The 25,540-nt window shown below is 38.9% G+C and carries 26 protein-coding genes; 14 read left to right on the plus strand and 12 right to left on the minus strand.

The window, feature by feature from the left end; translation table 11 throughout:
* Positions 1-263: 263 nt before the first annotated feature.
* The 4 genes from BK585_RS02100 (at position 264) to BK585_RS02115 (ending at position 3,379) form a co-directional block, all read left to right on the plus strand.
* Positions 264-1,037: a prolipoprotein diacylglyceryl transferase gene (locus BK585_RS02100; protein ID WP_078551486.1), complete on the plus strand. Its 774-nt coding sequence runs from the start codon at positions 264-266 to the stop codon at positions 1,035-1,037.
* The gene (locus BK585_RS02105) at positions 1,009-2,421 is read left to right on the plus strand and encodes a radical SAM protein (RefSeq protein WP_078551487.1); all 1,413 of its coding nucleotides are present in this window, start codon (positions 1,009-1,011) and stop codon (positions 2,419-2,421) included. The genes BK585_RS02100 and BK585_RS02105 overlap by 29 nt, the downstream gene beginning before the upstream one ends.
* A complete protein-coding gene (locus tag BK585_RS02110; protein WP_078551488.1) occupies positions 2,414-2,674 on the plus strand; it encodes a hypothetical protein in 261 nt (86 codons plus the stop codon). Before BK585_RS02105 ends, BK585_RS02110 begins: the two co-directional genes overlap by 8 nt.
* A gap of 93 nt (positions 2,675-2,767) precedes the next feature.
* Complete coding sequence (locus tag BK585_RS02115; RefSeq protein WP_078551489.1) at positions 2,768-3,379, plus strand: DedA family protein; 612 nt, start codon at positions 2,768-2,770, stop codon at positions 3,377-3,379.
* Between the two features lie 73 nt (positions 3,380-3,452).
* Here the strand turns inward: BK585_RS02115 and BK585_RS02120 are convergent, their stop codons facing one another.
* Positions 3,453-6,656: a hypothetical protein gene (locus BK585_RS02120; RefSeq protein ID WP_078551490.1), complete on the minus strand. Its 3,204-nt coding sequence runs from the start codon at positions 6,654-6,656 to the stop codon at positions 3,453-3,455.
* 92 nt (positions 6,657-6,748) lie between these two features.
* On the opposite strand from BK585_RS02120, the gene BK585_RS02125 reads away from it, so the two are divergent.
* From BK585_RS02125 to BK585_RS02150, 6 genes are all read left to right on the plus strand, one after another.
* Positions 6,749-7,624, plus strand: a complete 876-nt coding sequence (locus BK585_RS02125; protein WP_078551491.1) for a hypothetical protein — start codon at positions 6,749-6,751, stop codon at positions 7,622-7,624.
* A 99-nt stretch (positions 7,625-7,723) separates the two neighbouring features.
* The gene (locus BK585_RS02130; protein ID WP_078551492.1) at positions 7,724-10,129 is read left to right on the plus strand and encodes a penicillin acylase family protein; all 2,406 of its coding nucleotides are present in this window, start codon (positions 7,724-7,726) and stop codon (positions 10,127-10,129) included.
* A 121-nt stretch (positions 10,130-10,250) separates the two neighbouring features.
* Positions 10,251-11,630 (plus strand): MATE family efflux transporter, encoded by a 1,380-nt coding sequence (locus BK585_RS02135; RefSeq protein WP_078551493.1) that lies wholly within the window; start codon positions 10,251-10,253, stop codon positions 11,628-11,630.
* Positions 11,623-12,252 carry a ribonuclease H gene (gene rnhA / locus BK585_RS02140; RefSeq protein ID WP_078551494.1) on the plus strand — a complete coding sequence of 210 codons (630 nt, stop codon included), beginning with the start codon at positions 11,623-11,625 and terminating at the stop codon, positions 12,250-12,252. Before BK585_RS02135 ends, rnhA begins: the two co-directional genes overlap by 8 nt.
* 19 nt (positions 12,253-12,271) lie before the next feature.
* Positions 12,272-13,642: an aldehyde dehydrogenase gene (locus BK585_RS02145; RefSeq protein ID WP_078551495.1), complete on the plus strand. Its 1,371-nt coding sequence runs from the start codon at positions 12,272-12,274 to the stop codon at positions 13,640-13,642.
* Between the two features lie 233 nt (positions 13,643-13,875).
* Positions 13,876-14,055 carry a small acid-soluble spore protein H gene (locus BK585_RS02150; protein ID WP_078551496.1) on the plus strand — a complete coding sequence of 60 codons (180 nt, stop codon included), beginning with the start codon at positions 13,876-13,878 and terminating at the stop codon, positions 14,053-14,055.
* Positions 14,056-14,400: 345 nt separating this feature from the next.
* Here BK585_RS02150 and BK585_RS02155 read toward each other — a convergent pair whose 3' ends face one another.
* The 3 genes from BK585_RS02155 to BK585_RS02165 all read right to left on the minus strand — a co-directional run bounded on the left by BK585_RS02155 (position 14,401) and on the right by BK585_RS02165 (position 16,736).
* The gene (locus tag BK585_RS02155; protein WP_078551497.1) at positions 14,401-15,123 is read right to left on the minus strand and encodes an amino acid ABC transporter ATP-binding protein; all 723 of its coding nucleotides are present in this window, start codon (positions 15,121-15,123) and stop codon (positions 14,401-14,403) included.
* Positions 15,123-15,773 carry an amino acid ABC transporter permease gene (locus BK585_RS02160; RefSeq protein WP_170885449.1) on the minus strand — a complete coding sequence of 217 codons (651 nt, stop codon included), beginning with the start codon at positions 15,771-15,773 and terminating at the stop codon, positions 15,123-15,125. The genes BK585_RS02155 and BK585_RS02160 overlap by 1 nt, the downstream gene beginning before the upstream one ends.
* Before the next feature lie 102 nt (positions 15,774-15,875).
* The gene (locus BK585_RS02165) at positions 15,876-16,736 is read right to left on the minus strand and encodes a glutamine ABC transporter substrate-binding protein (protein WP_078551499.1); all 861 of its coding nucleotides are present in this window, start codon (positions 16,734-16,736) and stop codon (positions 15,876-15,878) included.
* A gap of 201 nt (positions 16,737-16,937) precedes the next feature.
* Between BK585_RS02165 and BK585_RS02170 the strand changes: the two genes are divergently transcribed.
* The 4 genes from BK585_RS02170 to BK585_RS02185 are packed head-to-tail and all read left to right on the plus strand — an operon-like array spanning position 16,938 to position 19,761.
* Positions 16,938-17,819 carry a DNA-3-methyladenine glycosylase family protein gene (locus tag BK585_RS02170; protein WP_078551500.1) on the plus strand — a complete coding sequence of 294 codons (882 nt, stop codon included), beginning with the start codon at positions 16,938-16,940 and terminating at the stop codon, positions 17,817-17,819.
* Between the two features lie 4 nt (positions 17,820-17,823).
* The gene (locus BK585_RS02175) at positions 17,824-18,447 is read left to right on the plus strand and encodes a hypothetical protein (RefSeq protein ID WP_078551501.1); all 624 of its coding nucleotides are present in this window, start codon (positions 17,824-17,826) and stop codon (positions 18,445-18,447) included.
* Between the two features lie 35 nt (positions 18,448-18,482).
* Positions 18,483-19,529, plus strand: coding sequence for an alpha/beta fold hydrolase (locus BK585_RS02180; RefSeq protein ID WP_078551502.1), 1,047 nt, complete (start codon positions 18,483-18,485; stop codon positions 19,527-19,529).
* Positions 19,530-19,539: 10 nt separating this feature from the next.
* Positions 19,540-19,761 (plus strand): hypothetical protein, encoded by a 222-nt coding sequence (locus tag BK585_RS02185; protein ID WP_078551503.1) that lies wholly within the window; start codon positions 19,540-19,542, stop codon positions 19,759-19,761.
* A 67-nt stretch (positions 19,762-19,828) separates the two neighbouring features.
* Here BK585_RS02185 and BK585_RS02190 read toward each other — a convergent pair whose 3' ends face one another.
* The 8 genes from BK585_RS02190 to ureA form a co-directional block, all read right to left on the minus strand.
* The gene (locus BK585_RS02190) at positions 19,829-20,188 is read right to left on the minus strand and encodes a Lin0512 family protein (protein WP_078551504.1); all 360 of its coding nucleotides are present in this window, start codon (positions 20,186-20,188) and stop codon (positions 19,829-19,831) included.
* A gap of 223 nt (positions 20,189-20,411) precedes the next feature.
* On the minus strand, positions 20,412-21,224 hold the full coding sequence (locus BK585_RS02195) for an urease accessory protein UreD (RefSeq protein WP_078551505.1): 813 nt from the start codon (positions 21,222-21,224) through the stop codon (positions 20,412-20,414).
* Positions 21,214-21,852, minus strand: a complete 639-nt coding sequence (gene ureG / locus BK585_RS02200; RefSeq protein ID WP_078551506.1) for an urease accessory protein UreG — start codon at positions 21,850-21,852, stop codon at positions 21,214-21,216. Before ureG ends, BK585_RS02195 begins: the two co-directional genes overlap by 11 nt.
* 11 nt (positions 21,853-21,863) lie before the next feature.
* Positions 21,864-22,595 carry an urease accessory protein UreF gene (locus tag BK585_RS02205; RefSeq protein WP_078551507.1) on the minus strand — a complete coding sequence of 244 codons (732 nt, stop codon included), beginning with the start codon at positions 22,593-22,595 and terminating at the stop codon, positions 21,864-21,866.
* Positions 22,534-22,980 (minus strand): urease accessory protein UreE, encoded by a 447-nt coding sequence (locus BK585_RS02210; RefSeq protein ID WP_078551508.1) that lies wholly within the window; start codon positions 22,978-22,980, stop codon positions 22,534-22,536. The genes BK585_RS02205 and BK585_RS02210 overlap by 62 nt, the downstream gene beginning before the upstream one ends.
* Before the next feature lie 12 nt (positions 22,981-22,992).
* Complete coding sequence (gene ureC, locus BK585_RS02215) at positions 22,993-24,708, minus strand: urease subunit alpha (protein WP_078551509.1); 1,716 nt, start codon at positions 24,706-24,708, stop codon at positions 22,993-22,995.
* Complete coding sequence (gene ureB, locus BK585_RS24280) at positions 24,709-25,071, minus strand: urease subunit beta (RefSeq protein ID WP_078551510.1); 363 nt, start codon at positions 25,069-25,071, stop codon at positions 24,709-24,711.
* A 14-nt stretch (positions 25,072-25,085) separates the two neighbouring features.
* On the minus strand, positions 25,086-25,388 hold the full coding sequence (gene ureA, locus BK585_RS02225; RefSeq protein WP_078551511.1) for an urease subunit gamma: 303 nt from the start codon (positions 25,386-25,388) through the stop codon (positions 25,086-25,088).
* Between the last annotated feature and the right edge of the window lie 152 nt (positions 25,389-25,540).

Raw genomic sequence — 25,540 nt, forward strand, 5'->3', positions numbered from 1 at the left:
TGTGTAAAGCGATAACTACTTTGATTATAAAAAAAACCGATAAATAGTAAAAATGACCTAAAAAAATAGTAGATTAAAAGGAAAATGAGATTCATCGAATCTAATTAGCAAAAAAATAAGTTGTTAACTGCTATTGCGTGGGATAAAATGGAATTAATTAAAACTCTCTAAATTCCTCCACAGAAACTACCTCAAAGATTATTAATGCTTTCCGATGAAAACACTTCCTTAATTGAAAAAACATTACTGTAAGGAGTAAGACCATGACGTTTCCGTTTTATATAGAAATAGGGCCTCTCTCACTTCATCCTCATTTTCTGTTTGAACTGCTTGCGTATTTTATTGGATTTCGCCTGTATTTATGGACAAGAAGAAAAGAGCAGATGCCAAAAGATAAAGCGATTTGGGTGATTATAGGCGCCATTCTTGGAGCAGCAATAGGTTCGAAAATTTTATATTGGTTTGAAGAACCAATGGTAACGATTGAAAATATTTTGAACCTTCATTATTTAATGGAAGGGAAAACGATTGTTGGGGGATTACTTGGTGGTCTAATCGGAGTTGAAGTAGCCAAGAAAGTAATTGGCTGGAAAAACTCAACCGGTGATGACATCGTAATTCCTTTAGCTATAGGAATGGCAATAGGTCGAGTCGGTTGTTTTCTAACAGGTTTACCCGACCGAACTCATGGTACACCGACCACCTGGGTTACTGGTGTGAATTTTGGTGATGGAATCGCACGACATCCTACACAACTGTATGAAGTAGCGTTACTGCTGTTATTTATTGTATTTGTAGCTATTTTAAAACGGAATAACCTTATCCTTTGGGAGGGTCTTTTGTTTCAGCTTTTTATGATAACGTATTTGTCTTTTCGCTTTGTCATTGAATTTATCAAACCAATACCAACATCATATGGAGTATTAAATCATATCCAAATAGCTGCCATACTCGGATTGCTTTATTATGTGTACTTACTATCTCGAAAGTGGAAAGGGAGAATGAAACATGCCGAATCGTCCGTACATCATGTATGAGTTAACGAATAGCATTTGCTCCACCTGTTTACGAAAAGTAGAAGCGAAAATCATTTTTGAAAATGAAAACGTATATATGGTAAAGCACTGTCGGCACCATGGTAGGGAAAAAGTATTGATTTCAACAGACATTGATTACTATAAGAAATGTCGCCAATATATAAAGCCAGCTGAAATGCCATATCGTTGGAATACACCTATAAAATATGGTTGTCCTTATGATTGTGGAATTTGCCCTGACCATGAACAGCACAGTTGTTTAACCTTGCTTGAAGTCACTGATAAATGTAACCTACAATGTCCGATTTGCTATGCGGAATCGTCTCCTCATAAAGAAACATGGCGTTCGCTAGAGGACATTGAAGAAATGCTTGATGCGATTGTGAAAAATGAACGTGAACCAGACATTGTCCAAATTAGTGGAGGAGAGCCCACGATTCATCCACATTTTTTTGATATATTGGATTTGGCAAAGTCCAAACCTATAAAGCATATAATGGTGAATACGAATGGAATTAAAATAGCTCAAGATAAACAGTTTGCGAAAAGACTAGCATCCTACTCTCCAGGTTTCGAAATTTATTTACAGTTTGATAGCTTTGAAGAAAGTGTGCTAAAGGAGTTACGTGGAGCCGATTTGCGTGACATTCGCAAAAAGGCAATCGAGAACTTAAATGAATATAATATATCTACCACACTTGTCGTAACACTGAAAAAGGGATTAAACGACCATGAAGTAGGCTCTATTATTCAGTATGGTTTAAAGCAACGCTCTGTCCGAGGAGTTACGTTTCAACCGATTCAAGCAGCAGGTAGGTTAGAAAACTATAATCCTGCTACTGACCGCCTAACATTAAGTGAAGTAAGAAAAATGGTTATCGACCAAAGTGGAGTTTTTAAAGATGATGACATCATACCTGTACCGTGTCACCCGGATTGTTTAGCAATGGGATACGCCATTAAGATGGGAAATGCAGTAACTCCATTAACAGGGATGATTGACCCAGATGTGTTATTGTCAGGACCAGAAAATACAATCGTCTATGAACAAAATGAGGAAATGAAGAAGAAGTTATTTTCACTGTTTAGTTTAAATCAGTCGCCACTCTCATCTGCTATTCAATTAAAAGATCTTCTCTGCTGTCTTCCGAAAGTGTCGACACCGATGAATATTGGCTATGATAACGTTTTTAGAGTTATTATTATGCAATTTCTAGATGCGTACGACTTTGATGTTCGCTCTGTTAAGAAGTCATGTGTCCATATCGCACATCCGGATGGTCGAATAATTCCTTTTGACACGTACAACCTTTTTTACCGAGGAGATCTAGAGAAAAAACTTGAAATCATTCGCAATGAAATGGTGGTGACAAACCATGACTGAGGAGGTAGTAGCAAAGTGGAATAAAATATGGGTAGGATTATGCTTGGTCCTAGCAGGGCATCTCATTTTGAGCATTGTCTTTATTCCAGCTATATTTATGATTGGATTGATTCAACTAGCTTATGTTGTTCCACTAGTTGTCATATGTTACTTAAGAAAAATGAATAAACTAATGCAAGGGGCTTTAATTGCAGCAGGTATAACGTTTCTTGTAAATACAGCTTGTTTTGGATATTTTGTGTTTCAATTCTAACGTTATATGAGCATGTTAGTTGAGTTACTAATAGATTGAGAGTATGATAATGGTAATTAAAGTATTCCAATACATTAGAAAGAAGATGATAGCATGGATGTTGATTTCCTGCTCGTTGCAGTGAAAGACTACGGCTACGTCGCATTGTTTTTATGGGTTTGGCTCGGAATGTTCATAGCCCCTGTACCAAATGAAGTACTCGTATCCTCATTTGGTTTTATTTCAGGAACGTTGTTACATCCACCGCTTGCTTTTATAATGACATACTCTGGAATCGTTGCTAGCTTAACAACAAGTTTTTTTATAGGTCGTTTTATCGGATACCCCGTTTTACAATGGTTACAGCGTAAAGGGACAAGAAAATACATTACGATTGCTACATCTCTTATTGATAAGTACCAAACGTATTCCTTATCCTTCAGCTATTTTATACCAGGTGTTCGAAACATCGTACCATTCTTATATGGAATGAGAAAACTTTCCTTTCTTAAGTTTGCTTTATTGGCTTATAGCAGTGCCTTTGTTTGGTGCTCATTGTTCTTTTTCTCAGGAATGTATTTTGGGCAATTTAGTCAAGGCTACCCGTGGGAAAGTTTAGTGTTAATGATCGGAGCATCTCTTATCATCTTGTATTGCGGTTTGTTTTTAGTAAAAAAATTCGTTACCAATAAATTAGAACAACAAAAAGAAAGGCATCACCATTAATCACTAATGGGATGCCTTTTTTTACGAAGTTCGAAAGTATAATGCTCATAGATGTCTTGTAAGCTAGTTCACGTTAGCGGTTTTTCTTAGAGAATGCTTCTTGGATAATATAGTAAGAATCCTTTAATCTTTCTTTGTATTGCGGTTGGACCCATGGTTCCCAATCGTAAAAACTCCACGGGGTGGAATCAAGGAATTTGACGTCTTCAAGTTGCTCAAACGGTACGTTTCGGTCAGAAGTATAGGTGACGGCTTTCAATGAAAACTCGGTAATGTCCTTTTCTGTCTCCCACTTTCCGTCTTGAATCGAACCAAGTCGCTTTTTATGGCTAGGGTCAGTAATATTTAAAATTTGCCAAGGAATTCTTAATTCTACCGTATTACCGTTGCTATAAAAATCAGCTAACGATTCATAATCAGGTGAGTCAGGATTGCTAATTCCGTATCGTAACTTACCTGTTTCATGAGACTCGTACGGAATAACCTGACCTGTACTAGGAATCAACATGGGTTTACTAGTTAGCATCTGTATCGGATGGAAAATTCCATTATCCTTGACCGTTGCATAGCTTTTTTCCTCAAGGAAGTTCTCATCTTTATAAAAATGATAAAAACTATCATAGTAGCTATCCACTAAAAGACGAGAGGTCTTGCGTCCATTTAAATGGAGAACAAAGTCAGCTCCTTCGTTAATATCATTGCCAACTACTGATGTAATCCCTTGATTCTCAACAGTATTAAATAAAATCATTGTATTTAAATTGTCGATGTCAATCGTATCATTATAATCAAGTCGAACATATAAATAGGCTTCATCATGAGTAACATAAAGAGCGGAAATATCTTCAGAATCTTCTCTTTCGAACAGGGGATCAACGTTTTCCCAGTCCTCGACAACTCCATCTATAGAAATCACATTAGGATCAAAACTAACTAATCCAAATCGCTGTTCATTGGTTTGAACATTTGACCATAAAGGGCGATGGTCTGGCATATCTAGATGCATCGTATTCCAAGTTCGTTTAAACCATTCATCCTGCCAAACAAACAACATGCCACCCATCATGTCTTCAGCGACAATTGTTTCATACAAATAGGCTACCCCTTCGCCTTGCTCAGTTTCGGTCAGGAAACCTTGATTTAATCCGTACGGGTCAGTATGAGTCAAGCCTCTTGATGAAGGCAAACCGAATTCAGCGATAAGAACAGGCATGTCATGAACCTGTCGCAATTCATGTAAATAACCAGCATACGTATTTTTTTGACCACGTTGGTCGACATACTCTAAATAAGAAGGCTCAAAATTTAGAAAGTCAGGGTAATACGGATATACATGGTAAGATGCAAAATAACCTGCTTCCAATGATTCTGTAGGTATGATTGTATTTGGATTAACGGACACTAAGTCTTCAAAATATGTCGGTTCAGCCGGATGGGAAAGAATATCGGTAGTCGGCCAATTTGTAAAAGATAACGGTCGTTGCCACTGATATTGTTCCATTTCATAAGCTACAACATATTCCATTTTTTCAGCAAGCCAAACTTCAAATGGCTCTGCATCCTTAGTAATAAAATAATCTCCAGCAAAGTCGGATAGATTATCATTCGCTTCATTCGTGTTCAACACCATTTCGGGATCCCACTCAATTCCAATAATCCAACCAAGAACATAGGTAGATATATCGGCAGAATACGTACCGAATGCATGGCCACGCTGTTGTGGAATCGTAATGTTTCCATGAACCGCATCAATCACGTTTCTAATCTCAACATTAAAAGATTCATCATTCACTTCATCAAATGCATTTTGTGATTGAACAAGTTCTTCTTCGTCAATCCACATTCCGTGAAACACGTAAATCGGATCAGCTGTTGTTTGATTATATCTTGCAAGAGCTCGATAAAAGCCAGGAGGGTGTAGGGTATAAACCCGGACAGCATTCGCATTCATTTCTCCAATTTGCGTGAACCAACGATAATAAGCGTCTTCTGTAATCGCAGCTTCACCTGGCCAACTTCCAGGACGACCCATTCCGATGTTAACGCCTTTAATAATAAGGTCTTCCCAGTTTCCATCTCGATAAATTTCTAATAAAGAATGGTCAGATGTTCTACTATTATATTTTAAATCGCCACTGGTAAAGACATCTCTTACTACCGCTTCGGTGGAGAGTGTTTCGCTTGTTTTGGATAAAATACTCTGCATCATCGGTGCATAGGTTGTCCAAAAAAAAGCTTGAGGGTCCCCAATACGGTCTATTGAAGTTAAAGACTTCAGCCAAGATAGTCCGCTCATTTGATACGTAAACGGTAACGAGTCAATATCGACATAATCACCAGCAAAGTAATAGCTTGGAAAGCCATATTTTTCTGTTTTGGTCACTGCCGGAAATTGAACGGGTAACTGCTGAGCTTCAAGTTTTGCTATCCCACTGTCAGTTAAATCCCAATGATAGTAAGCTAGAACTTCTTCTTCATCCACTGGCGTAATAATATCAAACCAATAGTAATAAGGCGGGCTACTGCTTAGACCAAATTCCTCAGTTCCTGCTTCAGTAAACTCAAGACGTATTCCTTTATCGCCACTGTCTTTCCCTTGCTCTAACACAATAAATTCATTTTTTTCTGAGACAAGCACATAGCCTGGCCCAGCATAATTCCATTCTTCTCCACTGTAGGCTTCGTATTCTCTAGTTATCCAGTTTGGTAAATCAGACCCAAGCTCAGGAAAAAAACAACCGGTCCAACCTGTCCATGTAATATTTAATAAGTCAGTAAACTTTTCTCTAGCAGGTTGTTGTGTAGGACTTGCAAAACTGTTAAATTCAACGACAAGCGTAGCTTCAGATTCAAAGGCTAAATTATGAATATGAGAGATTTCTTCTTCCGTGATGCCACCATATATTAACTCAGCTTTTTCTTGTTGTGCCTCATCTTGAAAAAAGTCGTTTTCATAGACACCATACGTATCAGCGATATATATTAGGTCATACTTAGGTTGAGTAACGTCAAGGATAGTTTCAATTTTATACTCTTGGTTTGGAAGAGGCTTGAAACCGACATAATCTTGTGTGTAATCATAAATATTACCGTTAGTGTGCGTGTATTTTTGATGGTTTAGTAACCAAGATAGTCCCTTGTGTTCGCGATATGTATCGTTCGGTACCGTTTTATCCAAAATTAATACTTCAAGCGGTTGCTCCTTTTTTAGTTGCCATGTCACAAATGGCAACAGGAAAATAAAAACGATAAGAACAATCCATATAATTTTTTTCACTGTAATTCCTCCCGAGTGCAGCAATTGATATTGTAATCATAAACGCTCGACAACAAAATTGATAGTAAATATTCCTACCAAAGGAGGGTATTATGAAGAAGAAAGCAGTAATAATAGTTAGTTTGTCCTGTTTCGTTTGTATTTGTATATGGTTCTTTGTTTTGGACAAACAAGAAAAAACCTTTGCGACCTGGGTATGGGATAGCCAGTTATTGGTGCATGAACATGAAGCGATTTTGTCATTTTCAGAACAACAAAACATCGGTGCTCTTTATGTTCAAATTGACCAAACTCTCCCTTTTGAAACCTATCAATCATTTATAGCATTAGCAAACGAGAAAAACATAAATGTATTTGCTCTTGATGGTGCACCCGAATGGATCCACACACCTGAATGGAAAGACCTTCTAGCGTGGATTTATGATTACAGTGCAACATCAAACCCTAATCAACAGTTCACCGGGATTCATTTAGATATCGAGCCTTATTTACTGCCAGATTGGGAAGAAAATCCTGAACAGGTGATACTAGATTTTCAAACCGTCATTCAACATGTGTCAACAGGGATGCCCCCAGAAATGGAATTTGAATTAGCGGTCCCTTTTTGGTTTTCGACAATGACGTATGACAATAGACATGGAATGGGAAGTTTAGGAAGGTGGCTTGTTCAGTCAGCTGACCAGTTGTCGGTTATGACCTACCGTACAGACCTTTTAGGAGAAAACGGCTTAATTGAATTATTTGATCCCTTTTTACAGCTAGCAAAAGAAGAAAATAAAAAGGTTCGTATCGCCATTGAAACGATTGAGATTGACAATGAACGAGTTAGCTTTTATTATCACCACCAATCTAAGCTAGACGAGACGATAAGAGAGTTGCTTTATTTTTATAAAAAACAATCACACTTTACTGGTATTGATGTTCACCATTATCAAAGCTGGAGAGACCTGCTTGAAAGAGAACAGTAGAAAAGAAGGAAAACGAAAGAATTTCTCGTATAATAGTTTTATATAAACGTAATTTAGAATAAGTTAAAGTGTAAACGCTTACAATTAGGAGGGGTTTTAGTGAAAGAAGTACTAGATACGAAGGCAGGGAAGAGGAAAACACGCACGTTAACAAGGATTTTGATAAGTATCTTACTCGTACTTCTTGTAGTCATTACTTCGGCAGCTTTGTGGGGGTATATTCAGCTGAAGAAACCAGTTCCTATGACAAGTGGAGAAGTTGAAATTAGAGGATTATCTCAACCTGTAACGGTGTGGAGGGATGAGCAAGGTGTACCAACCATTGAAGCAGCAAATAACACGGACTTATACCTTGCTCAAGGATATGTGACAGCACAAGAGCGCTTGTTTCAAATGGATTTGAGTCGACGTCAAGCGTCGGGACGGTTGAGTGAAGTTGTTGGCGAAGCAGCGCTAGAACGTGATAAATTCTTTCGTACTTTTGGACTTCGTCGAGCAGCTGAGGCTTCAATTCCAATTTATTCAGAAGAAGCAATCGAAGCGTTAGAAGCATATGCTGCTGGAGTGAACACGTTTATTAGAGAAGCAAAAGCGAACGGGACATTACCAATAGAATTTCGATTTATGGGCTATGAACCAGAACCGTGGACAAGTGTCGATTCTCTCACAATAGGAAAGTTCATGGCGTTTGATTTGAGTGGCAATTGGCAAGGTCAAGCGTTTAGATATTATCTAGCGCAGAACTTTTCTGATGAGGAAGTAGTAGAACTGTTACCTTCCTATCCAGAAGATGCTCCGACAGTTCTCCAAGCCCTGAGGGAGCATGACCTCGATATTGAAAAAAGTTTTAGTCATGCAGTGATTCCGGATCCCTTCAATGGAAGTAACAACTGGGTTATTTCAGGTGAGAGGACGACTTCAGGCTATCCATTACTAGCAGATGACCCTCACTTAAGTTTAGCGACACCGTCGATTTGGTACCAGACTCATTTGAAATCACCAAACGTTCATGTAAATGGAGTGATTTTTGCTGGGATTCCAGGTGTGATTTTAGGTAATAACGAGCATATTGCATGGGGAGTAACGAATGTTGGACCAGATGTACAACAGTTATATATAGAAAAAAGAAATCCTGTTAATCCATATCAATTTGAATATATGGGAGAGTGGGAGCAAGCAAAAGTTATCAATGAGGTCATAAAAATAAAAGATGGCGATCCTGTAAAACATGAGGTGATTATTACTAGACATGGGCCAATTTTTTCTGAATATGCACACGATGAACAGCCAGATACTGCATTATCGTTACGGTGGACAGCTCATGACCCATCAGCAGAGTTAGAGGCGGTCCTTCGTTTTAACCGAGCGACCAATTGGGATGAATTTAAAGAAGCCTTAACTTATTTTCATACACCTGCTCAAAATTTTGTTTTTGCTGCAAAAGACGGTACAATTGCTTATCGCGCCAACGGATTGATACCAATTCGTAAAAATGGTGACGCGCTTATGCCTGTTCCTGGTTGGACTGATGAATATGAATGGGACGGTTATATCCCTTGGGAAGAGCTTCCGACGAGCGTAAATCCAGAGTCAGGATTTATAGCGACGGCGAATAATAAAATAGTTGAAGATGATTATCCATACCATATAACTCATACGTGGGCACAACCGTTTAGAATGCAACGAATAGTAGAAGTTTTAGAACAGACGGAAGCATTAACAGTTGAAGATATGAAAGAGTTACAATTTGACCAGCTTAATCTTCAAGGGAAAGAGTTAACACCATATTTACTAGAACAAGTCCGTCATCGAGCTGATTTACGAGACATTGATAAAGAAGCAATAGCCTTACTAGAGAACTGGAATTATATTGATGATAAGGATGAGGGAGCCCCATTGGTGTTTCATCTCTGGATAGGAGCTTTTTCAGACCTACTATTCGAAGATAGAATCTCAGAAGATATGATGAAATTATTTGAAGGTAGAGCAGGAATTGTCGATGAGATGATACGCCGGGAAGCTCGTGGCGAAAAGGGCATTTGGGTAGCAGAAAAAGGTGGATTTTCTGAAGTGTCTTTGGTCTCCTTACAACGTGCAGTCGACCGTATTACTGAAGAACAAGGGAACAATGCCTCCAAGTGGGCTTGGGGGGAATTCCATGCAATTCCGTTTGACCACCCGCTTTCAGCCATTAAGCCGTTACATCTCTTGTTCAACTCTGCACCGACTCCAGTTGGTGGAAGTAATGTCACTGTTATGGCGGCTGGTTGGAATGCTGAAACAGGAGAAGTGGACCACGGGGCTGGGTGGAGAGGAATATTTGATGTAAAAGACTTAACAACAACCTATCATGTAGTAGGACCTGGTCAATCTGGTCATGTGATGAGCCCGTGGTATGATGATCAAATAGAAGCTTGGACAACAGGAGAATACCATGAATCTTCGATGAATCCCAAAGTGTACCAAAATACAAAACATGAGCTTCGGTTAGTCCCTGAAATGTAATAAGACTACCGAGAGGAAGGTGTTTCATGAAGAGAGAAATCTCTCAGGTGAAACACCTTCTTTCTTTGTAACGGTTCATGTTATAATTCTCTTCGATACATAAAGGAAGAAGGAATGAACTTTGAGACAAACCTTTTCGATAAAAGAGAAAATTAAGCTTCTTCTTGTCGTGCTTGTTCCGATATTAGTGACGCAAGTTGGAATGTTTGGAATGAACTTCATTGATACTGTGATGTCAGGGCAAGCAGGACCTGACGATTTAGCCGGAGTTGCGATTGGTTCGAGTATATGGCTACCGATTTTTACCGGGTTATCTGGTATTTTAATTGCGCTTACTCCGATGATCTCCCATTATATTGGTGCAGAAGAAAATCATAAAGTCGGGTTTACGGTGATTCAAGGACTTTATTTAGCAATGATCATTTCAATTATTATAATCATAGCGGGACTGTTTCTACTTGAACCGTTTTTATCACTTATGAGTTTAACGGATGAGGTTCATCATATTGCTAAGCATTATTTAGTAGGATTCTCACTTGGGATTCTCCCTTTGTTTATTCATGCAGTCTTTCGGGGCTTTATTGATTCGTTAGGACAAACACGGATTACGATGATTGTTACATTACTTGCGTTACCCGTAAATGTTGTTTTTAATTATATATTAATATTTGGCAAACTTGGTTTCCCTGCATTAGGTGGTATTGGGGCAGGTTATGCATCAGCGATTACGTATGTGTTTATTTTAGCTGTTACTTTATACTTTGTCATAAAGGTTCATCCGTTTTCAGATTATCAATTATTACGAACGTTTTATAAAGTATCGTTGTCAAAATGGAAAGAAATTTTACTGCTTGGACTTCCAATAGGACTAACTATATTTTTTGAGACAAGTATATTTGCAGCAGTGACGTTACTAATGAGTCAATTTAATACAGCAACAATTGCAGCGCATCAAGCTGCGATTAACTTTGCTTCGCTATTATATATGGTACCGATGAGCATTGCATTTTCACTGACCATTGTTGTGGGCTATGAAGTTGGAGCCAAAAGGCTTAAAGATGCCAAACAATATAGTTATTTGGGAGTTAGTACGGCCATTTTGTTTTCCGTTGTTGCTGCCATTATTTTGTTTTACACGAGAGAAAGTGTGTCTTTGTTATATACCAACGATGTAAAGGTAGCGATGCTGATTCAAAGCTTTTTAATCTATGCGATATTTTTCCAGTTGTCTGATGCCCTTGTTACACCTATTCAAGGGGTATTGCGTGGACATAAGGATGTCAATATTCCTTTTGTGATGGCACTTATTTCATTTTGGGTGATTGGATTGCCGACAGGATTCGTGCTTGCTAACTATACGACATATGGCCCTTACGGCTATTGGATTGGCTTAATTGCTGGACTAGGTGCAGGTGCCATTGCGCTTTCATGGAGATGGATGCATGTCCAACGAAAAAAAGAACAAGAGGTACAACGTAAAGTAGGAGGAAACAATGAGTAAAAAAAAATACTATGTAGTCTGGAACGGGAGAAATACTGGAATATTTGATACATGGGCAGAATGTGAAAAACAAGTCAAAGGTTTTCAAGGCGCAAAATTCAAGTCGTTTCCAACTAAAACAGAAGCCGAACTAGCATTCAAAGGTGGTTCAGCACCAAAATCAAGTTCAAGTAAAGGAAGAATAAAGAAACAACCAGTAGATTTGGAGAACGAAGAAGTCATTTGGGACAGCGTATCTGTTGATGTAGGGTGCAGAGGAAATCCTGGAATCGTTGAATACAAAGGAGTTCATACAAAAACGGGTGAAATTATTTTTGCACACGATGAAATCCATATTGGTACAAACAACATGGGCGAATTTCTTGCTATCGTTCATGCACTTGCCTATTTGAAGCAAAGAGGGGAGACGACTCCTGTGTATTCTGATTCTGAAACGGCGATTAAATGGGTCCGTTCAAAAAAAGCAAACTCTACGCTAAAGCGAGATAAAGACACTGAATACATCTGGTCGCTTGTGGATAGAGCCGAGAAATGGTTGCAGACGAATGCATATGAAAATAAAATTCTGAAATGGAAAACGGAAAAATGGGGAGAAATTAAAGCGGATTACGGAAGAAAGTAAGAATGAAGGAGAGATAAGAATGGGTACATTTGCGACATTACTTCAGAAACAAAGAGCTTATTTTTTTGATGGCGAACCGAAAGACGTTGAATTTCGAATTGAACAAATAAAAAAGCTAAAAAGCATGATTAAAGAAAATGAACAAGAGATTCTCACGGCCTTAAAACAAGATTTAAATAAATCTGAGCATGAAGCTTTTCTTACGGAGATTAGTTATTTATATAGTGAGATAAATGAAGTTTTGAAGAATATTCGCAAATGGGTAAAACCCGTAAAAGTCCGAACAACTCTAACAAACGTCGGTTCTAAAAGTATGATATATCGCGTTCCCTATGGGGTCACCTTAATCATTGCCCCTTGGAATTATCCATTTCAATTAGCCATTGCTCCGTTAATTGGTGCCATAGCTGCTGGGAATTGCGCTGTCATTAAACCATCTGAACATACGCCGCATACATCTCGTCTCGTCCATCAATTGATAAGCAAACACTTCGATGAAAAATATGTTGCTGTTGTAGAAGGTGAAGTTGAAACAAGCCAAGCCCTTTTAGAAGAAAGGTTTGACCATATTTTTTTCACTGGAAGTGTCGAGGTTGGTAAGTTAGTAATGGAAGCAGCAGCAAAGTATCTAACTCCTGTTACATTGGAGCTGGGTGGGAAAAGTCCTACGATTATTCACGATGATGCAAACATTGACTTGGCTGCAAAACGAATAGTGTGGGGGAAATTCATTAATGCTGGACAAACGTGCATAGCTCCAGATTATCTTTTAGTTCAAGAAACGGTGAAAACAGCATTTTTAAAGAAGCTCGTACATTATATTGAAGAAATGTATGGCGATGAAACGATGTTGGCTGACAGATACCCAACCATTGTCAACGAAAAGCATGTCGACAGGCTAGAAAGTTATTTATATAATGGCACAGTTCTTCATGGGGGGCATATTGATAAGGACAAGCGCTGGGTAGCACCAACGATTCTCGATGATGTCCAATTGGATTCGCCTGTGATGAAAGAAGAGATATTTGGACCTATCCTACCAGTGTTAACGTATAAGACGATTGAACAGGCTATTGATATTATAAGAGACCGTCCGAACCCACTAGCCTTATATCTATTTACAGAAGATAGACAATTACAAGAAACGATCATTGAGCAAGTTTCCTTTGGTGGAGGCTGTATCAATGATACGGTGTACCATTTTGCTTCTCCAGATATGCCGTTTGGAGGAGTTGGAGAAAGTGGACATGGGGCTTATCATGGAGAGCGTAGCTTTTTAACCTTTTCCCATGAGAAAAGCATACTAAGACAAACGACCAAGTTTGATATTCCCCTTCGATATCTTCATAAAAAAGGGACATATGCACTTGTTAAAAAGTTACTTTCTTAATAATAATTATCAATTAGTATTGACTTTAAACTGTGATCTCGGGTACACTTACAGTATAATCAATAATGATTCTAATTAAGTAATACATCATTTTCGGTTATTCTTTACCTATTCTCGAACAATCTATTGTTGAGTGTCGACCACATCGGATCGATGCTCTTTTTTTGTGTCCGTATACGCAAATAAAAACAACAAATAATAAATAGGGAGAAAAAACAAAGGAGATGAACAACATGGACGCTCAAAGAGCACAAGAACTTTCAGAATCACCTAAAATGGCCAATGTCACGTACAATGGCCAACGTATTTTCATTGAACATGTCGATGAAACCCAAGGACAAGCAACAATCCACCCGATAGATGACCCTACTCAAAAACTAAGTGTTTCTGTAAACGAATTAACTGAACAGTAGAAGGAAGTTACTGTATGAAGGGTGGGACAAAAGGTTGTTGCCCCACCTTCTTTCACTTTGCTTTATTTCTAAAGGACCCTGAGTCCTCTATTCTCTTAAAAACGATGAGATTTACCCTGATTTTCAAGAAATAAGGTCTCTGGTGTCCGTTACAGCTAAAAAAATCGAAAAAAACGTAAAATAGAGGCTCTCATGTCCGTTACGTAGGTGTGTTAGAAGCAAACTCAAGAAGGGCACTGGCTCGCTCGCTACGCGTCAAACAAAAGAAACCCACATTTGTTTGACTTTAAAAACTGGTAGCGGCTTCGCTCAGTGCTAAAAGAAAAGCCATAAAGCGGCTTTTCTTTACAAAATCTTGCTTAGGAAGGATTGGAGGCGGGGGTGTTTTGGGTTGGTGAAGATTTGACTTGGTTTGCCTTCCTCCATAAAGATTCCTTCGTCAATAAAGAAGACGCGGTCGCTTACTTCACGGGCGAATCCCATTTCGTGTGTGACGACGACCATGGTCATTCCTTCTTCGGCTAGGTCTTTCATAACGGCTAATACCTCGCCGACGAGTTCAGGATCAAGGGCTGACGTTGGTTCATCAAAGAGCATGACTTTTGGATTCATTGCAAGAGCTCGAGCGATGGCTACTCGTTGTTTCTGGCCGCCGGATAAACTAGAAGGATATACTTGGGCTTTATCAGAAAGTCCCACTTTATCTAACAGGGGGAGACATAATTTTTCTGCTTCTTGTTTCGTCATTCCTTTTACCTTCATGGGAGCGAGAGTGATGTTCTCAAGAACCGTCATATGCGGAAATAAGTTAAAGTGTTGAAAAACCATGCCTACCCTTGAACGAACATCATTGATGTCTACTGAAGGGTCGGTTAATTCCGATCCATCAATTTCAATCGTTCCACCACTGATATCCTCAAGTAAATTTAAGCAACGTAAAAACGTGCTTTTTCCAGACCCTGAAGGACCAATTACACAAACAACTTCTTTTTCATGGATTGTCGTTGATATTCCTTTTAACACTTCGGCATCACCAAATGATTTCTTTAACTCTTTTACTGTAATCACTAGACATCCAGCCTCCGTTCAATTCGACGCAAAATAATCATCGAAGGAATTGTAATGAGAAGATACATGATACAAATCATCAAATAGGGTTCATAATATACAAAGGTTGTACTTGCATATTGTTGGCCGACGTACATAATTTCCCCAACGGCGATTGCGGAGAACAAGGATGTATCTTTTAAACTAATAATAAACTGGTTTCCGAGTGGAGGAATCATTCGTTTCACTGCCTGAGGCCAAACAATGTATCGCATTGTTTGAAAGGAGGAAAGCCCTAGTGAACGACCAGCTTCCGTTTGCCCTTTATTAATCGAATGAACGGAACCCCGGACAATTTCAGCAATGTATGCACCAGCATTCAATGCGATAGCAATGATGGAAGCAGTCACTTTATCAAGGTTAATACCAGAAAGGTCGGATAAACCAAAATAGATAAAGAAGATTTGAGCAAGGATAGGAGTTCCTCGAATCACTTCAACATAAACCGTCGCGATACCATAGACAATTTTATTTTTTGATAACCGAGCCAGTCCCATAACTGAACCAATGATAAACCCAAAGAAGATCCCAACAATCGTTATGAGTAACGTGAATTGTAACCCTTTAAGTAAAAAGGGGAAAATTCCAGTAATATGATTGATATCCGGCAAAGCATTCACCTCACTTGTAGAAATTAAAAGAAGTCGATATTGTTTTAAAAGCCTTACAATGAGCCATCATCTCATCGTAAGGCGTGTAGGAACTAGCCCAACTTACATTCCGTCAGGGCGCTCGTTAAACCATTTTTCATATATGTCAGCGTATGTTCCATTCTCTTTTAACGTTGTCAATGCATCATCAATGACATCACGTAAAGGGGACCCTTTAGGAAAGGCAATTCCGTACTGCTCACCTGTTAATGTGTCACCAACAATTTTTAACTGACCGCCACCTTCAGTTGAGGCATAGTATTGAACGTTAGGGACATCATATATCGTTGCATCTGCACGACCAGCAATGACGTTTTGGTATGCCTCTGTTATTTGTGGAAAGGCTTCTGGAATCGCCTCTGTGTTTTCTATGATATACGTTTCACTTGTTGAACCTACCCGTGTCGTTACCGTTTTACCGGCTAGGTCGTCAACAGACTGAATATCTTCGTTGTCAACGTGGACAGCAACAACAAGACCCGCATCATAGTAAGGTTGAGAGAAGTCGATGTTTTCTTTTCTCTCCTCAGTGATCGTCATTCCTGCGATACCGATATCAAAGCGGCCGGACCCCATGCCAGCAACAATTCCAGAAAACTCCAATGTTTCAATCTCAATGTTTATTCCTGCTTCTTCTGCAAGAGCATTAATTAAGTCGATGTCAAATCCGATTAGTTCACCAGAATCTTGGTCTAAAAATTCAAATGGTACATAGTTCGTATCCGTAGCTACCGTGTACACATCTTTTTCCCAATCGGCTGCAGCTTCTTCTTCCTCTTCTTGTCCCTCATCTGTACTTTCAGTTTCTTCAACATCTGGACTTTCTGGTTCTGCTTCATTGCTAGTAGTATCCTCACTCGTACCACAGGCAGCTAGCACTAGCATTAAAAATAGTAAAAATGCAAAATAACTTTTTTTCCTCATCAAATTCCCCCTTATTTTTGGCTCGTTTACATGTATAAGCTTTATCGTAAAATATTATTACACCGAATTTACAAAATAGAAATTTCTACAAGAAAAGAGGAATCTCGAAAAAATAAAGGTGTACCCGCTCTTTTTGTTGAAATAGTAGTACTAAATTTGAAGTGTCAACCAGTTCTAACAGGAAAGAGGAGGCGGGGTGTGATGTGGAATCATAAAGTAAGGATAAAGAAGCCTTACAATTACATGAGTATGTTAGAACGACTTGCTACGGATCCTCTTGTAAGCGTTAGGATTGAACAAGCTAGCGTTAAAGTTCCAATTCCTCAACAAAACAAAATCGCTACCGTATCTTTCAGTGAGAGCAATGACCAGGTAAGTGCTTTCATCGAAAGTAGCGGGGAAAAAGATACAGTTTTACATAGACTATCTCAAATCTTTTGGTGGGAAAGAGATTTACAAAGAGTCGCTGACCACTTTACCGAGACAAAACTGTCGACATTATTTGATTGTTTTTTTGGCACGCCTCTTGTCAGTGAATTTGAGGAGTACGGTTGTTTGATGAAAACAATTATTCATCAACAATTAAATTTGAAATTTGCACATACGTTGACTTTACGATTTGTTCATACATATGGGGAGCAAAAAGACGGCGTTTGGTTTTACCCAACACCGGAAATTGTAAGTTACCTTACTGTGGAAGAATTAAGAAATTTACAGTTTAGCGAAAGGAAAGCTCAGTATGTGATAGATACCTCGCGTCTAATTATCGAGGGTAAACTAGATTTACAATCGTTACCCGAAAAAGAAGACGAAGAGATTATAGAAGAACTTATGAAGATACGAGGAATTGGGAGATGGACTGCAGAAAACTATCTGATGTTTGCTTTAGGAAGAATGGACCACTTGCCTGCGGCTGATATTGGCATTCAGAATGCGATGAAATCACTCTACCAATTAAAACAAAAGCCAACCAAAGATGAAATTATTGAACTTGCAACAACATGGACGCCGTTTCGAACGTATGCCGCACTTTACCTGTGGTTAAGCATTGAACGTCCACAATATGTTCAAAAAGGAAGATAACAATATGGCAAATTTAATATTTATTATAGGTGGCGTAATAATCGTCTTAGCTTTTATGTTTGATGGATTAAGGTTAATTAAAAATCAAGGTGTAGTAACGGAGGGGAAATGGGGTCACATTTTTGGTTTTGTTCTATTTACATGTGGTTCTTTACTTAATTATGATCCATATTTGAAATGGGCGGTATTTGGACTTTTTGCGATTACGTTAATAATTACAATTTATAGAATAAGAAAAATAGGAAATATAACGATTTATTATACAACGGAAGAAAAAGTAAAAGAGATTATAGAAAAAGTACTGTCTCATCACAACATCTTATACCGTTATGAAGCGACGAAAACAGACGTATCATGGAATGATGGCATTTATGAAATGATAGACTATGAAACAACCATCACAATAAGTTCACCAAGTACCGATGAAGGAGAAAAAAAGCAGCATTACACAGTAGACTTTAAAAAGAGTTCTAGTTTTCCAGATATAGAAGTGTTAAAAGAAGAATTATTGTTATCATTTAGAGAAGCAAATGAAGAGAAATCGTTTATGAAACAAAAAATTATACACTTTGTTTTGCCACCCATTGGTGTCCTACTAGTCATATTGTTCTTAAATTCAATCAGTTAATAGCTTTTAATCTAACCATTAAAGGAGATACGAAGATGTTTTTTACTAAAAAAAAGGACTTTGCTATTCCTGAAACAGGAATTTCAAAGGTAGAAAGAGTACCGATAGGTGGTATTGAACAAACAATCCTTCTTCAAGGAGAATCGCTCGATTTACCCGTTTTGTTATTTTTACATGGAGGGCCGTCTTTGCCGACGCCTGGTGTTTCATCAAAAGGGCAAGATTACACAATTGTAACGAACACAAAAGAACTGGTAAAGCATTTCATTGTCGTGTTCTGGGATCAACGTGGAACAGGGAAATCATATCATAAACATATATCACAAGATTCAATGAACCTTGAGCAGTTTATTTCTGATGCGAAGGAATTGACAGAATATCTATGTGATAGATTTCAGCAATCCAAACTATTTCTAGTAGGACATTCTTGGGGAAGTGTGATTGGTTTACATTTAGCTAACCGCTTTCCTGAAAAATATCATTCTTATATAGGTGTTTCGCAAATTGTAAATTGGGCTGAAAACGATAAACTTTGTATGGAATGGGCTAAAGAGGAAGCTCGTAAAAGGAACCATAAGCAAGCTTTAAAAGAACTAGAAGCCGTTGGTGAACCTCCTTTTACAGAAAGCTTTCAGCAATGGGGTGTTCTGCGAAAATGGCAAGGGAGTTTTAAGTCTATGGTATACAAAGACGAAAATACGAAAGCTCCATCTATTGCAAAAGTAGCGTTACATATGCTTCGGTCTGAAGAGTACAGTTTTATCGATATGTATAATACTTTTGCCAAAGGGTTTCCGCTAGTGTATCACCTTACAATGATAGAGGATTTCGCAACGGTCCATTTTCAACAGACGGCACCACAATTAAAGCTCCCAGTTACTTTTATCCATGGTGAAAAGGATGTTCATGTATTTGGTTCTCTTGTCGAAGACTATTTTAATAGAGTTGATGCTTTAAAAGGAAAGCGACTGTTGTGGTTACCCGTATCTTCCCACGTTTTTCATGAAGATGACACGAAGAAGATAGAGCAATATCTTATCGAGGAATTGAAACATAGTAAGGCAGAAGAATATTCAGCATAGGAGGAAAAAAGTGAAGTTATTAGGAGCAATGATAGCAGCAATTCTAGTTGGGAGTTTAATCTTCCTTGGTCCTGTTGGAATGTATCTTCTCGGTGCCATCGTCATTGGAGTTTTATTCCGGTGTTATGTTTTACTTGTGGATATACACAAACGACTGTCATCTATTACAAAAACCCCAGATAAAGTAGAAGAAGCGTATGAAAACTATATGAAAGCAAAACAAGAGAGGTAAATAGATTGACAGAGTTGAATAGCTAAGGGTGTGACAAAAGGTTGTACGGAACCTTTTGTCACACCCTTTAAAATCCGACTTCAATTGATGCGACGACGATGTACATTAAGTCATTTTTGTCACCTTTATCCTTTAAGATGACACCACTTGTTGTAGCCATTCCGCCTTTCATTGTTTCAATGGTTACGGTCCCATAAGGTAAAAGTTCTTTGATGGCATCTTCATCTAGCTTTTCCTCGTCAAACGGAATCGCAAGTTTTACATGTACCTTCATTTGATTAATATCATTGTCAGGCAGAGTTGAACGTAGTCCCGGCATTGAGTTGGAATGAATGGCGTTTTCGACAGCACGTTTTGCTGCTGTTGTCACATCTTGACCATGTAAATCGACACCCATTCCTGTTTGAATAAACATGATTTTCAACATGTAATCACTCCTGTTTTCGTTATTATTCCTATTCCCATAATCATACCTAGTAAACCTTGTTAAATCGACATGTTTTCATGGCAATAAATCAACAATATAAGCGTGATACTCTAAAACTCAACAGTTATTTCCCAGAAAATGATTGAATTCGTCGATTGCGGGAAATTGATGTATGTTAAAGAGGGAGAATCAAAGGAAAAAGCAAGAATAGTCGAAATGTAGACTACTCTTGCTTTTGAGATAAAAGGGAGAAAACGTTTGTCATTTCTTTTTTTACTAAACATAAATCGTTAGAAATCCAACGAACATAAATGCCAGAACGGTGAAAATGCGTTGAGGCTGCTCTGTGGTTTGACGAGGCGCTTAGTAAGTGATTTATTTCATCACGGTCTGTTCCGGTGACAAGTGGGGAATAGTACCAAACTGAACCAAGATAGGTTCCGGATTCAAACATACCCAACTTGGTTGGTTCAAATTGCCCTTTTAAAAAACGAAGGCTATCATAGGAAATACACTCATCCTGTAATCGGATATCGGTACATGATTGAAAGCTCGTAAATTCAAATGATTCATTACTCTTTTCGCGTCCAGATGATATGATTTCCCCATACAATAACGTAGAAGAAGGTTCTAGCTGAATTTTCGTTTGTCCATTATAAATCGAATCTTTATAAGGAATAATTGTTTCTGGAACCCAGTAAAGGGAAGAATCTTCCGCTAATTTAATATCGGTTACCTGATTGCAAGCTCTACCAAATTCGGAAGGATAAATCTTGGTTGATGACTGTTGAATAAGTCGACCATGGCTGTTGGCTTCTAATTCAATCGACGTCTTGTTGTAATCGCCGGCAACCATTCCACCTGATGTTTCAATTAAGTAAACGGTAGCTCGGTCATCGTGATCTAAATAAAGGGAACGACTTGCCCGTAGAGGTGGAGTAGCAAAATTGGAGGTAAGCTTTGTTTGCTTACCCCGTTTTGCAAAAGTCAAAGATAGGTTGCCATGCAACTCATTGACCTTTTTTTTAATGGCCACCTTTTACAGCCTCCGCTTGATACATATCCTCTAAAAGCATGTGTTTTTTTATCCATTCAATGACTTCTGGAATACCTATGTCTTTTTTCTGGTTTGTGAAAATGAAAGGACGACCAGCGCGGGCCTTAGTAGCATCCTCTTTCATGATATCCAAGTCAACTTCCACGTAAGGGGCTAAGTCAATTTTATTGATAACTAGTAAATCTGAACGTGTTACGCCTGGTCCGCCTTTTCGAGGAATATCCTGTCCTTCTGCTACATCAATAACATAGATGAAACCATCAACAAGCTCTGGGCTAAACGTTGCAGAAAGATTATCTCCGCCACTTTCGATAAAAATAATATCTAAGTCATCAAACCGAGACTTCATTTCGTCGATCGCTTCAAAATTCATCGAAGCATCTTCTCGAATGGCTGTGTGGGGGCAACCTCCTGTTTCTACTCCTATAATTCGTTCTGGAGGTAGGACACCGTTCTTTGTAAGAAATTCTGCATCTTCTTTTGTGTAAATATCATTTGTAATGACCCCAAGACTATAATCCTTATGAAGGGCATTTGTTAATCTTTCTGTTAAGGCTGTCTTTCCTGAACCGACAGGACCTCCGATTCCGATACGAACTGGTTTCATGTTATCATCTCCTATGAAATAAATAATCGACTGTATAGCGCTTCGTGTTCCATCGAAGCTAGTTCTATGCCGATAGAGTTGTTTGCTACATCATCAATGGTTTTCGAGTTTACTAAACTTGTTGCTTCTTCAATAGAAGGAAGTAACTCAAAAATGGTCTGAACCCCTTGGTTTTGCCCAAGTGGAATCGCACGAACGGCATTGTGAACAAGACTAGCAGTAGAGGAGTATAAAAACGCTGAGATATATAAGTCCTCGTCTAATTCCATCTCGGCACAATACATTCCGTAGATAATTGCATAATGACTTTGTTTACAAGATTCCTTCCACTCGGTGAAGAATGGAGAATCAACAAGAGGGAGGACGGTTTGTAAAAACTGCCTACCCATCTTTAAGCTGCCTTCTCGAGATTCATACGCAATTTTCATCCCATGACAAAGCTGGTTAAGTTCAAGTAATGCTTTCAAATCTTTTTCTTTAGCATAGAGATAAGCTTGTTTAACAAAAAGAGCGTCCCCACTAACGAGACTTGAGAAAAGATACGTTTGGCAATACTCAGCCAATGTTGCTTTATCTCGAACGATCCCTTTTTGAATATACGTTTCCATTCCAAATGAGTGGGTATAAGCACCGATAGGAAAAGCAGAATCGTGAATTTGTAGCAAATGCAATTTTTTGAAATTAGTGGTGGTGGTGTCCCTTGTATTTAAATGGAGTTTCAAATCTGGTTTCTGTTTTTTCATAAGCGATACCTACCTCTTTAAATAGCGGTTCTAATGTAGCATCGAACCTCACCGTTATCGTTTCATCTGTAATTAAGCATGGCGTATGTCGATTTCCAAGCTCAAACGCCATTTTTCCCATTTCTCTCATAGACTTTGGGGTAGCAACGAAAGCAGGTTCTTTTATCGTGCGAACCGCAATTGTCACGTCGCCTTCTTGATATAGAATAGAACCGACTTCAAGAGATTGATTGTCTTCAAGAGCAAGAGCAATTTCTCGACCTTTGTCCGTGTTTTTACGTAAAATGCGCTTGTTTAATTCCTCCCAATCCAGCTCAAGCCATTCAATCGTTTCCTCGTTAACCGCGGAGTCTTTTACATTTCCTATAAGTTTGTGAATTAACATGTGTGTTTCCCCCTAAAATAAAAAGTAACGCTGGGCCATTGAAACAGTTTCAAACGGCTCGCACTCAATTCGTTTTCCATCTACTCTTACTTCATATGTTTCTGGATTGATGTCTATCGTTGGTGTCTCGCTATTCCATTTCATATCTTTTTTGCCGATGTTACGGCAGTTTTTAACGACACCAATCATTTTCTGTAATCCTAGTTTTTCATGAACTTTATCTTCAAAAGCAGATTGAGATAAAAATGTCATCGACGTTGAATATTTTGCTTTGCCTAAGCTTCCAAACATCGGTCGTTGAAACACCGGCTGTGGCGTTGGGATCGATGCGTTCGGGTCGCCCATTTGTGAATATGCGATAAGGCCACCTTTAAGAATGAGCTCTGGTTTTACTCCGAAAAAGGCAGGGTCCCATAAGACAAGGTCAGCAAGCTTTCCTACTTCAACAGATCCAATTTCATGACTGACTCCATGAGCAATTGCAGGGTTAATGGTATATTTGGCGATATAGCGTTTAATTCTCGTATTATCGTTTTGATTGGCTTCGTCTTCCTTTAAAAAGCCAAACTGCTTTTTCATTTTGTCGGCGGTTTGCCATGTTCGAATCAGTACTTCTCCTACACGCCCCATCGCTTGAGAGTCGGAGGAGATAATACTAATAGCTCCCATATCATGTAAAATATCTTCAGCAGCAATCGTCTCTGGTCGAATCCGAGAGTCCGCAAAAGCCACATCTTCCGGAACGTTTGGATCAAGATGATGACAAACCATAAGCATATCTAAATGCTCATCTATTGTGTTTACGGTAAATGGGCGTGTCGGATTTGTTGATGAAGGGAGGACGTTTGGATAGCCAGCAATCTTCATTATATCTGGAGCGTGTCCGCCGCCAGCCCCTTCTGTATGATATGTATGGATGACTCTGTCTTTAATCGCAGCAATCGTATCTTCAACAAATCCAGCTTCATTTAATGTGTCCGTATGAATGGCAACTTGAACATCAAGCTCATCGGCTGCAGTCAAGCAAGCATCAATCGAAGCAGGAGTTGTTCCCCAATCCTCATGAAGCTTTAAGCCGATAACTCCAGCTTTGACTTGTTCTACTAATGGTCCAGTCGAAGCTGCGTTTCCTTTTCCTAAAAAACCAATATTCATAGGAAACTCCTCAGCGGCTTCAAGCATCCGGTGAATATTCCATTCCCCAGGCGTACATGTTGTCGCTTTCGATCCGGTGGCTGGTCCTGTTCCGCCACCAATCATTGTAGTTAATCCGGAAGCAATCGCCACCTCAATTTGTTGGGGTGCAATGAAATGGATGTGAGCATCTATCCCTCCTGCTGTAATAATGTGACCTTCCGCAGCGATTGCTTCTGTGCTTGCGCCGACAATCATATTGTCATCAACACCATCCATCACATCTGGATTTCCACCTTTTCCAATACCGACAATTCGACCTTCTTTTATGCCAATATCAGCTTTGTAAATGCCGGTATAGTCGACGATTGTTGCATTGGTTATGATAAGGTCAAGAACACCTTCATCTCGAGTATGTACACCACTTTGTCCCATGCCATCACGTAATACTTTTCCGCCACCAAACTTACATTCGTCACCGTATACGGTATAATCTTTTTCAACTTCTAACCAAAGGTCAGTATCCGCCAAGCGAACTTGATCTCCTGTTGTTGGGCCAAACAAGTTTGCGTATTGTTTTCTAGTGAGCTTCATCTACTTGTCGCCTCCTTTAAAGCCTAAGCGATTGATATTGTCGACGAGTTTCTTCTTATCTATTGGTCCTTCTGTTAACGCATTAAGTCCGAATATCCTTTTATTCCCGCCGATTTCAACAAGTTCTACTTCTTTTTCCTCGCCAGGTTCAAATCGGACAGCCGTTCCAGCAGGGATATTCAGTCGCATTCCAGCGGCTTCACCTCGTGGGAAGGAGAGAAAGCGATTGACTTCAGGAAAATGATAATGAGAACCAACTTGAATTGGTCGGTCTCCGGTATTAGCTACCTTGACTTTCAGTGTTCGTCTTCCTTTATTTAATTCGATTTCACCTTTTGCGGTGCGAATTTCTCCGGGGATCATAAGGCGCCTCCTTATTATTGAATTGGATTATGAATGGTAACGAGCTTTACGCCGTCTGGGAAAGTAGCTTCTACTTGAATGTCATGCAACATATCAGGAACACCTTCCATCACATCATCAGCTGTTAATACATGTTGTCCTTCACTCATTAACGTAGCTACAGTTTTTCCTTCGCGGGCACCTTCTAAAACAAAACAACTTAAAATCGCGGCTGCTTCTGGGTAATTTAGTTTTAATCCTCGTTCCTTTCGAGATTTTGCTAATTCACCTGCCATATAAATGAAAAGTTTTTCGCGTTCCACTGGGCTTAGTTTCATTCTTTTTCACCTACCTTACATTCGATGTGAGCTTTTTGGTATATTTTTCTCTATTAGAACTAGTTCAAATAGTAAATAGAGAAGAAAGCCATTGCAATGACCTTGTCAGGTTTCCTAACAAGGTATTTAGTGTGAGATTTTTCCAATACTTT

It is taken from the genome of Bacillus alkalicellulosilyticus (assembly GCF_002019795.1).
Lineage (GTDB): Bacteria > Bacillota > Bacilli > Bacillales > Bacillaceae_F > Bacillus_AO > Bacillus_AO alkalicellulosilyticum.

Coding starts and splice junctions, on each gene's coding strand:
- ureC (WP_078551509.1), bottom strand. CDS start 24,708: ATGAAGCTCACTAGAAAACAATACGCAAACTTGTTTGGCCCAACAACA.
- BK585_RS02190 (WP_078551504.1), bottom strand. CDS start 20,188: ATGTTGAAAATCATGTTTATTCAAACAGGAATGGGTGTCGATTTACAT.
- BK585_RS02205 (WP_078551507.1), bottom strand. CDS start 22,595: ATGAAAAAACAGAAACCAGATTTGAAACTCCATTTAAATACAAGGGAC.
- BK585_RS02210 (WP_078551508.1), bottom strand. CDS start 22,980: ATGTTAATTCACAAACTTATAGGAAATGTAAAAGACTCCGCGGTTAAC.
- rnhA (WP_078551494.1), top strand. CDS start 11,623: ATGAGTAAAAAAAAATACTATGTAGTCTGGAACGGGAGAAATACTGGA.
- ureG (WP_078551506.1), bottom strand. CDS start 21,852: ATGAAACCAGTTCGTATCGGAATCGGAGGTCCTGTCGGTTCAGGAAAG.
- BK585_RS02175 (WP_078551501.1), top strand. CDS start 17,824: ATGGCAAATTTAATATTTATTATAGGTGGCGTAATAATCGTCTTAGCT.
- ureA (WP_078551511.1), bottom strand. CDS start 25,388: ATGAAACTAAGCCCAGTGGAACGCGAAAAACTTTTCATTTATATGGCA.
- BK585_RS02100 (WP_078551486.1), top strand. CDS start 264: ATGACGTTTCCGTTTTATATAGAAATAGGGCCTCTCTCACTTCATCCT.
- BK585_RS02125 (WP_078551491.1), top strand. CDS start 6,749: ATGAAGAAGAAAGCAGTAATAATAGTTAGTTTGTCCTGTTTCGTTTGT.
- BK585_RS02180 (WP_078551502.1), top strand. CDS start 18,483: ATGTTTTTTACTAAAAAAAAGGACTTTGCTATTCCTGAAACAGGAATT.
- BK585_RS02170 (WP_078551500.1), top strand. CDS start 16,938: ATGTGGAATCATAAAGTAAGGATAAAGAAGCCTTACAATTACATGAGT.
- BK585_RS02110 (WP_078551488.1), top strand. CDS start 2,414: ATGACTGAGGAGGTAGTAGCAAAGTGGAATAAAATATGGGTAGGATTA.
- BK585_RS02105 (WP_078551487.1), top strand. CDS start 1,009: ATGCCGAATCGTCCGTACATCATGTATGAGTTAACGAATAGCATTTGC.
- ureB (WP_078551510.1), bottom strand. CDS start 25,071: ATGATCCCCGGAGAAATTCGCACCGCAAAAGGTGAAATCGAATTAAAT.
- BK585_RS02145 (WP_078551495.1), top strand. CDS start 12,272: ATGGGTACATTTGCGACATTACTTCAGAAACAAAGAGCTTATTTTTTT.
- BK585_RS02165 (WP_078551499.1), bottom strand. CDS start 16,736: ATGAGGAAAAAAAGTTATTTTGCATTTTTACTATTTTTAATGCTAGTG.
- BK585_RS02150 (WP_078551496.1), top strand. CDS start 13,876: ATGGACGCTCAAAGAGCACAAGAACTTTCAGAATCACCTAAAATGGCC.
- BK585_RS02115 (WP_078551489.1), top strand. CDS start 2,768: ATGGATGTTGATTTCCTGCTCGTTGCAGTGAAAGACTACGGCTACGTC.